This window comes from bacterium (assembly GCA_008933615.1).
Taxonomy (GTDB): domain Bacteria; phylum CLD3; class CLD3; order SB21; family SB21; genus SB21.
Window position 1 is genome coordinate 31103 of record WBUR01000025.1, and the last position, 13373, is coordinate 44475.

General features: G+C 47.2%; 11 protein-coding genes. 4 read left to right on the plus strand and 7 right to left on the minus strand.

Annotated elements, in window-relative coordinates; genetic code table 11:
- The first annotated feature begins 58 nt into the window (after positions 1-58).
- On the plus strand, positions 59-3247 hold the full coding sequence (locus tag F9K33_10480; protein KAB2879115.1) for an efflux RND transporter permease subunit: 3189 nt from the start codon (positions 59-61) through the stop codon (positions 3245-3247).
- 105 nt (positions 3248-3352) lie between these two features.
- Entirely contained in the window at positions 3353-4459 is a 1107-nt protein-coding gene (locus F9K33_10485; GenBank protein KAB2879116.1) for a BamA/TamA family outer membrane protein, read from the plus strand.
- Between the two features lie 155 nt (positions 4460-4614).
- Here the strand turns inward: F9K33_10485 and F9K33_10490 are convergent, their stop codons facing one another.
- Positions 4615-8751: a T9SS type A sorting domain-containing protein gene (locus F9K33_10490; GenBank protein KAB2879117.1), complete on the minus strand. Its 4137-nt coding sequence runs from the start codon at positions 8749-8751 to the stop codon at positions 4615-4617.
- A gap of 443 nt (positions 8752-9194) precedes the next feature.
- Between F9K33_10490 and F9K33_10495 the strand changes: the two genes are divergently transcribed.
- Both F9K33_10495 and F9K33_10500 read left to right on the plus strand, forming a co-directional pair.
- Complete coding sequence (locus F9K33_10495; GenBank protein ID KAB2879118.1) at positions 9195-9860, plus strand: phosphoribosylanthranilate isomerase; 666 nt, start codon at positions 9195-9197, stop codon at positions 9858-9860.
- A gap of 121 nt (positions 9861-9981) precedes the next feature.
- On the plus strand, positions 9982-11100 hold the full coding sequence (locus F9K33_10500) for a patatin-like phospholipase family protein (GenBank protein ID KAB2879145.1): 1119 nt from the start codon (positions 9982-9984) through the stop codon (positions 11098-11100).
- A 63-nt stretch (positions 11101-11163) separates the two neighbouring features.
- Here the strand turns inward: F9K33_10500 and F9K33_10505 are convergent, their stop codons facing one another.
- The 6 genes from F9K33_10505 to trxA all read right to left on the minus strand — a co-directional run bounded on the left by F9K33_10505 (position 11164) and on the right by trxA (position 13199).
- Entirely contained in the window at positions 11164-11355 is a 192-nt protein-coding gene (locus tag F9K33_10505) for a DUF2892 domain-containing protein (GenBank protein KAB2879119.1), read from the minus strand.
- 42 nt (positions 11356-11397) lie between these two features.
- Positions 11398-11601 carry a hypothetical protein gene (locus tag F9K33_10510; protein ID KAB2879120.1) on the minus strand — a complete coding sequence of 68 codons (204 nt, stop codon included), beginning with the start codon at positions 11599-11601 and terminating at the stop codon, positions 11398-11400.
- 218 nt (positions 11602-11819) lie between these two features.
- Positions 11820-12047, minus strand: a complete 228-nt coding sequence (locus tag F9K33_10515; GenBank protein KAB2879121.1) for an RND transporter — start codon at positions 12045-12047, stop codon at positions 11820-11822.
- 4 nt (positions 12048-12051) lie between these two features.
- On the minus strand, positions 12052-12438 hold the full coding sequence (locus F9K33_10520; protein ID KAB2879122.1) for a DUF302 domain-containing protein: 387 nt from the start codon (positions 12436-12438) through the stop codon (positions 12052-12054).
- A gap of 9 nt (positions 12439-12447) precedes the next feature.
- Positions 12448-12852, minus strand: a complete 405-nt coding sequence (locus tag F9K33_10525) for an OsmC family protein (protein KAB2879123.1) — start codon at positions 12850-12852, stop codon at positions 12448-12450.
- Between the two features lie 5 nt (positions 12853-12857).
- A complete protein-coding gene (gene trxA, locus F9K33_10530) occupies positions 12858-13199 on the minus strand; it encodes a thioredoxin (protein ID KAB2879124.1) in 342 nt (113 codons plus the stop codon).
- Positions 13200-13373: the final 174 nt, after the last annotated feature.

The following is a 13373-nucleotide window of genomic DNA, read 5'->3' on the forward strand; positions in this document are numbered from 1 at the left end:
GATTATTGGTTAAATGTTATTTATTGAAATTAAGAGCCGTTACAAATAGGAGATAACTATGACCTTAACAGAATTAGCCATAAAGCGTCCGTCCTTGATCGTGGTGATCTTCACGGTTCTCGGCGTGCTGGGGCTTTACAGTTATTCACAATTAAGCTACGAATTGCTTCCCAAGATAAGTCCGCCGGTTCTGACCGTAACGACTTTTTATCCGGGCGCCTCGCCGAACGAAGTTGAAACGTCGGTGACAAAACTTGTGGAAGATGCGGTATCGAGTTTGGATGAGATCTCGGCGGTCAATTCAACCTCGCAGGAAGGGCTGTCTCTCGTGACGGTTGAATTTAATCAGGCGGCGGATATCGACATTGCTTTGCAAAATGCGCAGAGGAAGGTCGGCGAGATCGCAGCACGCCTCCCGTCGGATGCAAAATCTCCGACGTTGTCTAAATTCGCCATCGATGAAATGCCGGTGATCCGTATGGGCATTCTCAGTTCAAAGCCGCCGCGTGAATTTTATCAATTTTTGAAAGATCACGTGAAGCCGCGCTTTTCACAATTACCGGGCGTAGCGCAGGTTACGATGATCGGGGGGGATGAACGCGAGATCAAAATTAATTTAGATCCCGGGAAACTTCGTTCCTACGGACTGTCCATTGCGCAGGCGGCGCAGGCTATCAAGTATTCCAACCTTGATTTTCCGACCGGAAAGATCAAGGATGTGGACGGGCAATTTATTGTACGCGTGGCCGGTAAGTTCACCTCCATCGACGATATCCGAAATACCGTCATTTCGCGTTCACGGCAGGGCGGTGAAATAAAAGTTTCCGATATAGCCGAAGTACAGGACGGACAAAAAGATTATACCAATATAAGCCGCATCAACGGGAAAACTGCCGTCGGTATGCTGATCCAGAAACAGTCGGATGCCAATGCCGTCGAGATCAGCAAACTGGTGCGCAAAGAAATTATTAAACTGGAACAAGATTACAAAGATATTCAGTTGAAGTTTGACATCGCGCAGGACGGATCGCTGTTTACCGTTGACGCGTCGAATGCAGTTAAAACGGACCTAGCCATTGCCGTTATGCTTGTTGCGCTGGTCATGTTATTATTCCTGCACAGTCTGCGTAATTCCGTTATCGTCATGATCGCCATCCCGGCTTCGCTGATATCTACATTCACGGCGATCTATATGTTCGGATTTTCATTAAACCTGATGACGCTGCTGGGACTGTCGCTGGTGGTGGGAATTCTTGTGGACGACTCGATCGTCGTTCTGGAAAATATATATCACCACATGGAAAAAGGACAGGAGCGCAGAACGGCAGCCTTAACCGGCCGAAATGAGATCGGATTTGCAGCGCTCGCGATTACGCTGGTAGACGTCGTTGTATTCCTGCCGCTGGCTATGACCACGGGCTTGATTGGAAACATTATCAGGCAATTTGCCGTCGTGGTCGTGGTGTCCACTATTTTAAGTCTATTTGTTTCGTTCACCATAACGCCGATGCTTGCGTCGCGATTTGCCAAAATTGAACGATTGACAAAAAACACGCTGCTTGGACGCTTTGCGCTGGCTTTTGAGTCTATCTATGAAAGATTCAGCGGCCATTATATGAACTTACTCAAATGGAGTTTGGCCAATAAAGGAAAAATATTTTTATTAACCGTGGTCTTATTTTTTGCTTCCCTGTCACTGGTTCCGCTTGGGTTTATCGGATCCGAATTTGTAGCGCAGTCCGATCGCGGTGAATTTGCCGTAACGATTGAACTGCCGTCCGGCTCGACAATTGAACATACCAATTATGCAACGCAGGAAGTCGAGCGGATTCTTTTTGCGATGCCGGAAGTGGATAAAGTTTTTACCAATGTCGGCGCATCCAACGAAGGATTCATCGGGCAAGCATCTAACTATTCATCCGAATTGAATGTGGCCTTAATTCACAAATCACAAAGGAGCAAATCTACGGATGAAATAGGATGGGAAATAAAACAACGGCTTCAGCAAATTCCAGGAATGAAAGTCCGGGTTAATCCCATCGGAATTTTCGGTACTGCAAATCAGACGCCGGTTCAGATCATCGTCAGCGGGCCGACCCGCGCGGAGGTTAGCGCGGCGGCAGATCGTGTGGCAGCTATACTCGGCGACATTTCAGGAACGGCGGATATCCGGCTTTCATCCGAAGAAGGTAAACCGGAGTCGCGCGTAGAAATCGCTCGCGAAAAAATGGCGGCATTTGGATTGACGATTGCAGATATCGGTAATACGCTCAGCATCGCGCTTGCAGGGGATGACGAATCGAAATTCAGGGACGGAGATAACGAATATGATATCCGTATCGCGCTGGACGAGTCGGATCGATCCAGAACCGGCAAACTTGGAAGTATCGTATTTTTCAATCGACGCGGGGAACAGGTCGAACTACAGCAATTCGCGACCATTGTTCACGCGAGCGGGCCGACTAAACTTCAGCGACGCGATCGTAATAATTCGATCACCGTTTTCTCACAAGTCATCGGACGCCCCAGCGGGAGTGTGGGTGCGGATTTTGAAGCAGCAATGAAGAAAGAAGCCCTACCGCAAGGAGTGAGCATTGCCTATGCAGGGGATCTGAAGAACCAGGCTGATTCTTTTGGCAGTTTAGGACTCGCATTGATCGCAGGTATCTTATTTGTTTACCTGATCATGGTGGCATTGTATGATTCTTATGTTTACCCTTTTGTTGTATTGTTCTCGATACCGGTGGCTATGGTTGGCGCACTTTTGGCGCTTGCGCTTATGATGAAGTCGCTATCGATCTTTTCAATGTTAGGTATTATTATGTTGGTCGGACTGGTTGCAAAAAACGCAATTTTACTGGTAGATCGCACTAATCAAACCCGGCTGGAAAACGGGTTGTCCACGTATGATGCTTTGATCGAAGCCGGTAAATCGAGGCTGCGACCGATTTTGATGACGACGCTTACCATGATATTTGGAATGCTTCCGATCGCACTGTCGACCAGTTCCGGTTCGGAATGGAAAACCGGTTTGGCCTGGGCGCTGGTAGGCGGTTTGACCAGCTCGATGTTCCTGACCTTGCTTCTGGTTCCGGTGGTCTATAGTAAGGTGGATCAATGGAAAGAAAAACTGCCGCGTTTGTTTGGAAAAGTTTTTTGGTCCATGGAAAATGAATTGTCCGACGCCGGAACGGCAATACGCGACAACGGCCGTAAAGAGAAAATAAAAGAATTGGCGAAAACCTAAGCGGGCTTGTATCTGTATTCAATCTCTCCTCGATAATTTGACTTGAGGAGGGCTTTTTTTTATTGTATTATGGCTCAGTCAAATTGTTAATTTTATTTATTAATTATGCAGCCTAAAAAAGTTTTTTACCGTCTCATAGTCGGTCTTTTTATTATTCAGTCAACAGCCTCTGTCACATTCTCGCAAGATGTAGCAGATTCACTGGTTCAGAAGAAAAACAAACTATTTTATTTTCCGATCATTTTCTGGACACCGCAAACAAGACTCATGGGCGGCGGTTCGGTTGGGTATACGATGTACAAAAGTATAGGTGATAGTACGCCGTCTCCGTCCGTCATATCCGTCTATGCGGTATATACGCAGCGCAATCAGTCCGACATTACGCTGAGTTATGAAAATCACTGGAACAAGGACCGATGGCACTTTCAGACAACGGGGAGCTATACCGAATGGTTCAATCTGTTTTATGGCATAGGCAATAGCACTACAGATTCAACTTATGAGGAATATACTCCAAAAACATTGGCGTTTCGCGTGAAATTGTCTAAAACCGTTCGCCCACATCTGCAGATAGGATTAGTTACCGAATTCGATTACAGCAGGGTTGTTAAAAGCGAGGCCAACGGTTATTTTGCAAATCTTAATATTCCGGGCGAGAAGTCCGGCCTCTCATCGGGACTGGGTGTCAGCGCAGACTATGATTCAAGAGACAGCAAAATTTATCCTGCGCGCGGCAAATATCAGCAATATTCACTGATTCCGTTCCACGCAACCTTGGGAAGCGATTACAATTTTGTGAGATTTGTTGCCAACGTCCGCCAGTATTTTTCGCCTTTTGAAAGTCATGTTATTGCGTATCAGGCTTATATGAGTTTGATCGCGTATAATCCCCCTTACTACAAAATGTCATTATTTGGCAGTGACGGATTGATGCGGGGGTATTATCCCGCCAGATTCCGCGACCGCAATATGGTTGCATTTCAGGCGGAATACCGTATGCCGTTATTCTGGAGAATTAGCGCTGCAGGTTTTGGCGGTTATGGAGATGTCGCGCATGATGTAAAAGATTTCAGATTACAAGAACTAAAATACTCAGTAGGATTTGGAATTCGTTTTATCATCGACCGGCGCACAAAGTCATGCGTTCGGCTGGATATTGCTGTGGGAAAGAATTCGGCGTATCCCACCATTGCCATAGGTGAAGCCTTTTAGAGGCGAGCAACAAAACATCTCCGGCAGAATAATGCAGACTATTTTATCTGAGCGGCAGTGGAGTTGTTGCTGAATATTTTTGAATCGCAAATACTATAAAATAAAAAACCCGTACGACTGAATCGTACGGGTTTTTTTATTTGTTCGAGTAGAAATTATTTCAGAAAATTCATTTTTCGGGTGATAATTTCATTGCCTGCCTGCAGGCGATAGATATAAATTCCGCTGGACACCGCGGCGCCGAACTGGTTGCGGCCGTCCCACAGTTGATCATAATTTCCAGCCTTACGGTTCTCATTAATCAAAGACCGGATTTCCTGGCCAAGTATATTATAGATCTTCAGCGATACATGGCTTTCTTTCGGAATTCCAAAACGGATGGACGTTGTCGGATTAAAAGGATTAGGGTAGTTCTGATCGAGCGTGAGTTTGGCTGGAACGACCTGTCCTTTTTGGCCGCCACGAGCAACCTGCGCGAGTCCGCCGCTTAACGTCAGCGTATAGGCCGCCGTTGCGCCTGAATAGCCGTTAACTTTAACATAATAACGTCCGACTCCGGCAGTGTAGTTCCCGGTTTCCGGATTATTGACCGTGTAGCCGCGGGCGACTTCCGTCAACGCCGAATTGTACATATACCAATCTAAGTCGGCCGATCCGGTGATAGCTAACGTTACTCCTACATTACCTGCAGTACTTACGTCAAAATAATACCAGTCGTTATCGGTCGTGCTCGAGACGCTGCCGCTGACCGCTACGCCTGTTCCGACAGGTCCATCTGCGCTGGTCGACGCGCCGTTGTCTTCACTTTCAGCAGTGATCGGCGGCGTAGGGCCGCCGGTTGTACCTGTAACACTGATATCGTCAAACGACATACCGTCTGTCGCGATCACGTAATTATCATATTGTTGAAATCGAATCACAAAAGTACTCGTCATCGTCAAGCCATTGGATGCACAAAGCGCATCGATGTCGAGAGTGAATTGTGTGTAAACGGTGCTGTATGATGCCGGCAGGAATGTGTAGACTTTTGTAAAAGTCGATCCGCCGTTACTCGAGAAATACACGCCGTCGTTGGTATGGTTTTCATCGCCAAAATCTTTCCACCAAAAGGACAGCGTCGCATTTGTGTATCCCGACAGATTGACTTTGAGATCGGCATGGTTTTCAGAGTAGTTGTTATTTGTTGTGACATCCATGGTAAGATGATAGCTTCCGCTATGCGGCGCGTTGGCTGTTGTTCGAAGGATGCGGCCGAAACTATTGCTGCTGGATGTTGCCCAGTATGCGTCGAGCGCCGTTTCAAATCCAAAGGAGTAAGGTAGAGTTGCATAACCTCCGGACGGAACCGTAATAGTGAAGTTCGCGTTGCTGACGTCGTTCGTTGCAGCGTTTAATGCATCGGATACGCGCACACGGCCTTGTGTCGTTGCAGAACTCGGAACCGTCCAGGCTTCCGTTCCGTCATTAGCAGTAGAGGTAGAAATAACGGTATAGTTCGTTCCGCCGTCAAGCGAATATTCCAGTTTTACATTGGCGATAGTGCCCGTGCTCGTCCAGGTAATAGTAGTGGAATTTCCGCCTGTCAGATTTTCTCCGCCATTTGGAGCCGTAACAGTCACGGAATTCGTCGGAGCAACGGTGATGGTAAAGTTCGCATTGCTGACGTCATTGGTTGCCGCATTGAGTACATCGGATACGCGCACGCGGCCTTGTGTCGTTGCAGTACTTGGAACCGTCCATGCTTGTGATCCGTCATTGGCAGTAGAGGCAGCAATGACGGTATAGTTCGTTCCTCCGTCAGTCGAGTACTCCAGCTTCACGTTCGCTATAGTTCCGGTGCTTGTCCATGTGATATTAGTGGAAGTTCCTGCCGTAAGATTTTCGCCGCCATTGGGAGCCGTAACGGTCACGGAATTCGTCGGAGTGGTGGTCTGCAAAGGAGATTCCCATAGACCGCGCCCGTAAGTTGCAGCGCGGATCTTACCGGCGCTTACGTGAATTTCCAGTTCGTTGACAATCACATTAGGAAGGCCCGTATCATAAGCTTCCCAGGTTGTTCCGCCGTCTGCGGAATAAAATGCGCCAAGGTCCATACCGATATACACGTCGTTAGGAGTTGTCGGATGAACGGCGACGCAATTGGCCGGTACGTTAGGCAGGGATGTGGATATGTTGGTCCATGACGTTCCGCCATTGACGGTTTTGAAAACTTTGCTGCCTGCAGTAAATCCGCCTATGGTTGCCCAAATAGTATTAGGATCTGTCGGGTGAAACGCAACATACGTGACACCGGCAGGAAGGCCGGAGCCGGATAAACTGGTCCATGTCCAGGTACTTCCTCCGAAAACTCCTTTCCATGCGTTTGCGGCGTTAGCCGTTATCATGGTAGTTCCGTTGGATGGCGCTACGGCGAGCACGGTAAGAGGATCGCTTGTAGTTCCCAGCGCGGAGGCGCTAATGGATGACCATGTCGGCGTAGTGTTGGTCACATTCGTACTGCGATACACTTTTGTCATGGTCGCATAATACATGGTAGTATTGACCAGCGGATTGAGAACATAGGGTGTAACCCATGCGCCGTCTTCAGAAGGATCGGCCATATTTGTGGGCGTACCTCCCGATGTCGTGCGATAAATGTCGCCATAGTACAGCGCGCCGTATTGAATGTTGGCGTTCGTGAAGTCTACGGCGCATTCCATGCCGTCGCCGCCGATGATACGGGTCCAGCTCCCGGCGTTATAACGATCTGTGCCGTTATCCTGTGCGCCGCCGAGTACTATGCTCGCATTGGTTTTTGAAGCGCCGATCCGATAGTATTGATGAATACCAAGTCCGTTGCTAAAATCCGTCCAGGTCGTTCCATTATTTGTTGTTTTAAAGAATCCGCCGTCGTTGCCACTGAAAAGCGTCGTGCCGCTGCCCGGCAAAAATTCGACCGCATGATGATCCGCGTGAGCGTACGATGCGCCCGATCCGGTCCAATGCGCGTTGATCGTCCAGGTGGTTCCGCCGTTAGTTGAACGCCATATATTGACGCCGCCGGTATATACATTATTCGCATCGGTAGGGGAAACGGTGATGCAGAGATCGTACCAGCCCTGTCCGCCCGCATCGCCGCCATTGCTATTCCAGCCTAATAAATTAGGTGACGTAGCGCCTTTGACTTGCGTCCAGGTCGTGCCGCTGTTGGTCGTCTTATATACGCCATACAAACCGTAATCGTTGGCTATGTTATTGCAATACAAAGCATACAATGTTGACGGAGAGGATGGAGCCACTGCGATAGCAACACGGTACACACCGCTGGCCGGAAGACCGGAGGTCAATTGCACCCACGTACCGCCCGTGTCCGTCGATTTGAAAATAGCCGCAGTTCCATTACCGTAACGGCCTGCGTACCACACGGCCGCATTCGAAGGATCTATTTCGAGGTCTTTGAAATTTCCTGTCAGAACTTGCGTCCAGGTAGTTCCTGCGTTCGTCGTTTTATAAATACCGTTGCTGGTAGCCGCAACTAATATGCCCGTGTTCGTCGGGTGTATTATAAGTTTGCTGATCCGGAAGGTCTGGCTTGCCGTCCAGCTCAATCCCGTTGTATTCCACGTAGCACCGCCGTCGATTGATTTTAATACGCCGAGCGAATACGTGTCGCCGGCATCGCCATCGCCTGTGCCGAGATACATAATGCTTGTATTTGTCGGATCGATAGCAAGCGAGGATACGCCGAGAGTTCCCAGCTCGTCAGTATTAGTTGTCCAGGTAGTTCCGCCATTCGTGGTTTTCCATAGGCCGCCACCGGGTGAACCTACATAAATGGTATTAGAATTGGTCGGATCAAAAACGATACAGTTGACCCGTCCGGCTCCGCCACCGGAAGGAATCGATGTTTGTGGTCCCAGATTTGTCCAGTTTGAACTATTCACCATGATCGCGCTGGATTTTCCGAGTCCTTTGCCTTTCGCAAACCAGGAGTTTGGAAAATTCCGCATTTTCTCCTGACGCGCCAGCCAAATCAGTTCAGGATTAAATTTTCCCGAAGCATCCACACGGCTCTGCCAAAACCATTCGTATCGCTTGAATTGTTTGAATCCGGTGCCTTTGACGACGTCCCGGTTCGATACGTCCTTTCCCGTCCAAAATTGATCAAATTCTTTCTGCACGTCCCTAAAGTTTTTGTCGGGATCAATCCAGCCGGGCGCGTTGCCCGCCTTCTGTTCCTGGGCTTGGTTGCCCGATGTGATTGCGGCCAAAAAGAAAAGAGCCGCTGCCAACAGGTGAGTAACTTTTCTCATGAGATCCTTCTCCTCCTCATTAGATAGTCATTAGGTAAGTTATTTAATAGTAAGAAACAAAAAATAGAGATATCAAACTTTAATTCGCGCACATCTCGGGTACATACCGCTATTAAGCGCCAAATTCTAAAAAATGTTTTGTCTTAATCTGAATTTCTTTCGCTGCAACGCGAGGGTTTCAACAAAAGTGAGGAGTTAGTCCGGCAAAAAAAAAGAGCCAACCAACCCGGAAGGTATTAAAATCTGACAAGACGCAACAACCGCGGGGGCCATTACGCAGAAAACATAGAAATGTCAACTAACGGAAAGGTCTAAAGCCGGACAATTATACAATGGAATTGTTTCGGAGTCAAGATTTTTTTTAAACAATTAATTGTCACCCGCAGTTAAAAATTAGTATGGAATCATCAAAATGAAATTGTACATTATAATAAAAATAATTTATGGACCGCTCGATTAAAATAAGAGTTAAAATCTGCTGCATCCAGTCCGTAAACGAGGCTCAAATGGCTATCGACGCCGGCGCATCGGCTTTGGGATTAGTTTCCGCCATGCCCAGCGGACCGGGTGTTATCAGCGAAACGATGATTGCTGATATTGCTGATTTCGTACCGCCTTCTATCGCAACATTTCTTTTAACCAGTTTACAGGATGCAGAGGAGATCATTGCACAACATAGCCGGTGCGGGACCAATACGATTCAGATATGCGATAGACTGTTAGCAGGATCGTATGATGATCTGCGGAAAGCTATGCCCGGCATAAAGATCGTTCAGGTGGTTCATGTAACCGGAGAAGAATCGATTGCGGAAGCGGCAGACGCAGCGGCAGGAGTCCATGCATTGTTGTTAGATTCAGGGAATCAAAAACTGAAAGTGAAAGAACTTGGAGGAACGGGAAGGACGCATAATTGGGACATCAGCCGGAAGATTCGAGAAGCTGTAGATATTCCGGTGTTTCTCGCCGGCGGTTTAAATCCTCTAAATGCTGCGGAGGCGGTTTTGCAGGTGGGCCCTTTTGCATTAGATGTTTGCAGCGGCGTTCGAAGTGACGGAAAATTGGATAAAAAAAAACTGCATGATTTTTTTGAATGCCTTAGGTACAGCTAACATTCAATTTTTTTCGACGGTCTTTTAGGTTTAACTGCCTCTCGGCCTATTTTCTAAATCTGATTATCGCAGGAGTATCACGGCTGTGGAACAAAATGAAAAACCCATCATAGGGCTCGTCATGGCGGGCGGCGGCGCTCGCGGCGCGTACCAGGTTGGCGTGTTAAAGGGGATTTCCTCTATGCTTCCTCCGGGCACATCGAGCCCCTTTAAAATCATTTGCGGAACGTCAGCCGGCGCCATCAACGCCACTGCATTAGCCGTTCGGGCAGGGGATTTTCACGATGCGGTGAAACAACTGAATTTCGTATGGAAGAATTTTCATGTTAACCATGTGTTTCGAGCCGATGCATGGGGTTTGCTTGTTACCGGGGCACATTGGTTCGCGGCTCTTGCATTAGCGGGCCTTGGGAGGCGTTATCCCCAGGAACTATTCAACCGCGCGCCGCTGCGGAAATTACTGGAGACCAAAATGCCCTGCGATCTGATACAACCCTCAATTGACTCCGGGGCGTTACGCGCGCTTGCCGTCACGGCGTTTGGCTACGGCACCGGAGAGTCAGTTACATTCTATCAGGGAATTGAGTCACTCACGCCCTGGAAACGCGCACGTCGTTTTGGAAGCGCCTGCAAAATCACAACGGATCATCTGATGGCATCATCGGCCATTCCGCTGTTTTTTTCTGCAGTAAAACTGAATCGTGAATATTTTGGCGACGGCTCCGTGCGGCAATCGGCGCCGATCAGCCCGGCATTGCACCTTGGCGCAGAGCGTATATTTGTTATCGGCGTACGTTATAAAGTGAAAGAACAGGTTGAGCGTTTAAAACCACAGGAATATCCCACGCTGGCCGGCATTGCCGGCCATATGTTGAACTCTATTTTTCTTGATGCCATAGAGACTGATCTTGAGCTTTTGCACCGGATTAACCACACCGTCAGCCATATTCCGAAAGAATATTTAAGAGACGGAGCAAACACGCTGCGTAAAGTCGACACGTTTTGGATTAGCCCCAGCCGAGATATCGAGCCGATAGCAACAAAACATGCTCATCAATTGCCTCTGTCTCTGCGCATACTGCTCCGTGGAATGGGGGCCGCCGGCCGCAACGGAGCAAATTTATCAAGTTATCTTCTTTTTGAGCAGGCGTATTGCCGTGAACTCATCGCGCTCGGATACGCCGACGCAAGGGCGCGTAAGGAAGAAATTCTAGATTTTCTCGGAGTAACAACAAAGTGATGATGCGCTGAGGGACTGCGTTGTTAGAAAAAGGGAAATGCGAAAACATTTCCCTATTATTATTTAAGCCTGATGCGTCTTGTCTGTACTGATCTTAAAAGGTAAGTACAATGGACACCAACGAAGAGTTCCTGTCAGAATCGGCAACACACCAATAACTCCCCACCATGACTGATAAATGAAACCTAAAGCGATTATAACCAAACCGCCAATGATGCGAAACATACGATCGGCATTACCTACATTGCATTTCATAAGCCAGCCTCCTTTTTAGAAAGTAACGTGTATTATTAATTATCAGATTGAAGAATCTGTATCTTTTTTGTTTTTCTTAAGCGGGAGCGTTACGGTAGAAACAGCCCATCCCACGGCGGCGCCATACGTGCTGCTGATGTACGGGTTGCTTTGAATAAGGCAACTTCCGTTATTGCATCCGATAAAATAATAGTACGCAAATCCGGCTCCGGCGCCTAACGCAATAAATAATATTTTCTTTTTCATTTTAATTCCTCAGAAGGCTCGTCGTCTTCAATGTTTTTCTTTTCTTTCGGCTTGTTCGGCACGGAACAAGAGCTGTTCATTCAAGTAGGCACTCCCAATTTAGGTAAAATGTAATACATCAATAAAAAATAAACTGCGAGAAATAATAACAATTTCCATTCACCCATGATCTAACTCCTTCGTGAACATTTCAGTTTTTTTCATAAATACCACGCGGATCACGCCTTATCTGAATTCTTGTTTTTTAACATAGTCATCAATACCGCCAACAGCCAGATCCAGGGAAATCCGTGCAGAACGAGATCGAACCAGTCGATCCATTCATGGAGAGTGCCGTGCCATATGGCCGCCATTTGCTTCCATATATGAGGTTCAGGCGTGAATGGGGCGAGCCCCAGTGTCAGGGATGCCAGCAGGGGATATACCCAGGGTTTTTTAAAGTTCATTTAACTATAATTCAGCGTAGACCCGTTGGAGTTTCTTGTAGACTTCGTCTGCAATGTTATTTAATTCCTGATTATCAACCAACTTTGCCATCAACTTAGGGTCAAAAAAACCGATCACCGTTTTATTTTGGTCGTTTTCATAGACGATCACGTTACAAGGAAGAAGCAGGCCCAGATCAATTTCAGCGGTCAGCGCTTTATGAGCCAGCGGCGGGTTACACGCGCCAAGAATGACGTACTTATTGAAATCAACATCGAGTTTCTTTTTCATTGTATCTTTGACGTCGATGGAAGTAAGTACGCCGAAGCCTTCTTTTTTTAATTCTTCCGTGACTTTTTCAACGGCTTCGTCATAGGAGTAGCCGACGGTTTTTGAAAATCCATATTCCATATTTAATCCTTATGCTTCGCTTATTTTATAAGAATAGGTTATATCTGCCGCGGGCTTGAGCATGGCGGCAATGGAGCAATACGTTTCATGACTTAGTTTAATTGCTTTTTCGACGGATTTCGGGTCGAGCTTTTTGCCGGTAAAATGATAGCTGAGATGGATCTTCTGAAATACTTTGGGGTGGTCATTTGCTCGTTCAGCCTTAATCGTTGTTTCAAAAGCCACAAGTTCCTGCCTCATTTTCTTTAGCATGGGAACAATGTCTATACCGCCGCAGCCGGCGAGGCTCATCAGTAGAATTTCCATCGGCGTCGGCGCACCTTTTTGTACGTCATCCATGTCGATCACGGTCTTATTATCAGCCAAACCTTGGAAATGTTTATCCGAGATCCATTTGACTTTTGTTTGCATCATGTCCCCTAAGCGGTTGCTGTTTCGTGCAACGTGGATAAACTTTTTTCCACTTCCTGTTTCAACATCGGATACGGCATCGCACCAGAAAAACGGGTGACGGTTTTTCCTTTGTAGAATATCATAAAGGTCGGAATACTCTGAATGCCATACTGAGAGGCAATAGCAGGCTTTTCGTCCACATTGATTTTTATTACCGCCAGACGGCCTGCAAGTTCTTCGGCCAGTTGTTTTACTGATGGCGCCACCATGCGGCATGGCCCGCACCATTCTGCCCAGAAATCAACAAAAACAGGCACTTCGCTGGTTTGAATTAATTCATCAAATGATTTAGGTGTTTTTTCTGTCATAATTTTTATATAAGTTTATAGTTATAAAGTTAAGTAGTGGTATAACAAATTGCAGGTTAAAATATTCCCGCTTATTTTGATAAGGAACCAGATGAATATACATGCATATCCGGTTGACTCACAAATGGAAAAGAGAGGTTCAGCCTGAGCGCAGCCGAAGGCTGATTTTACTAT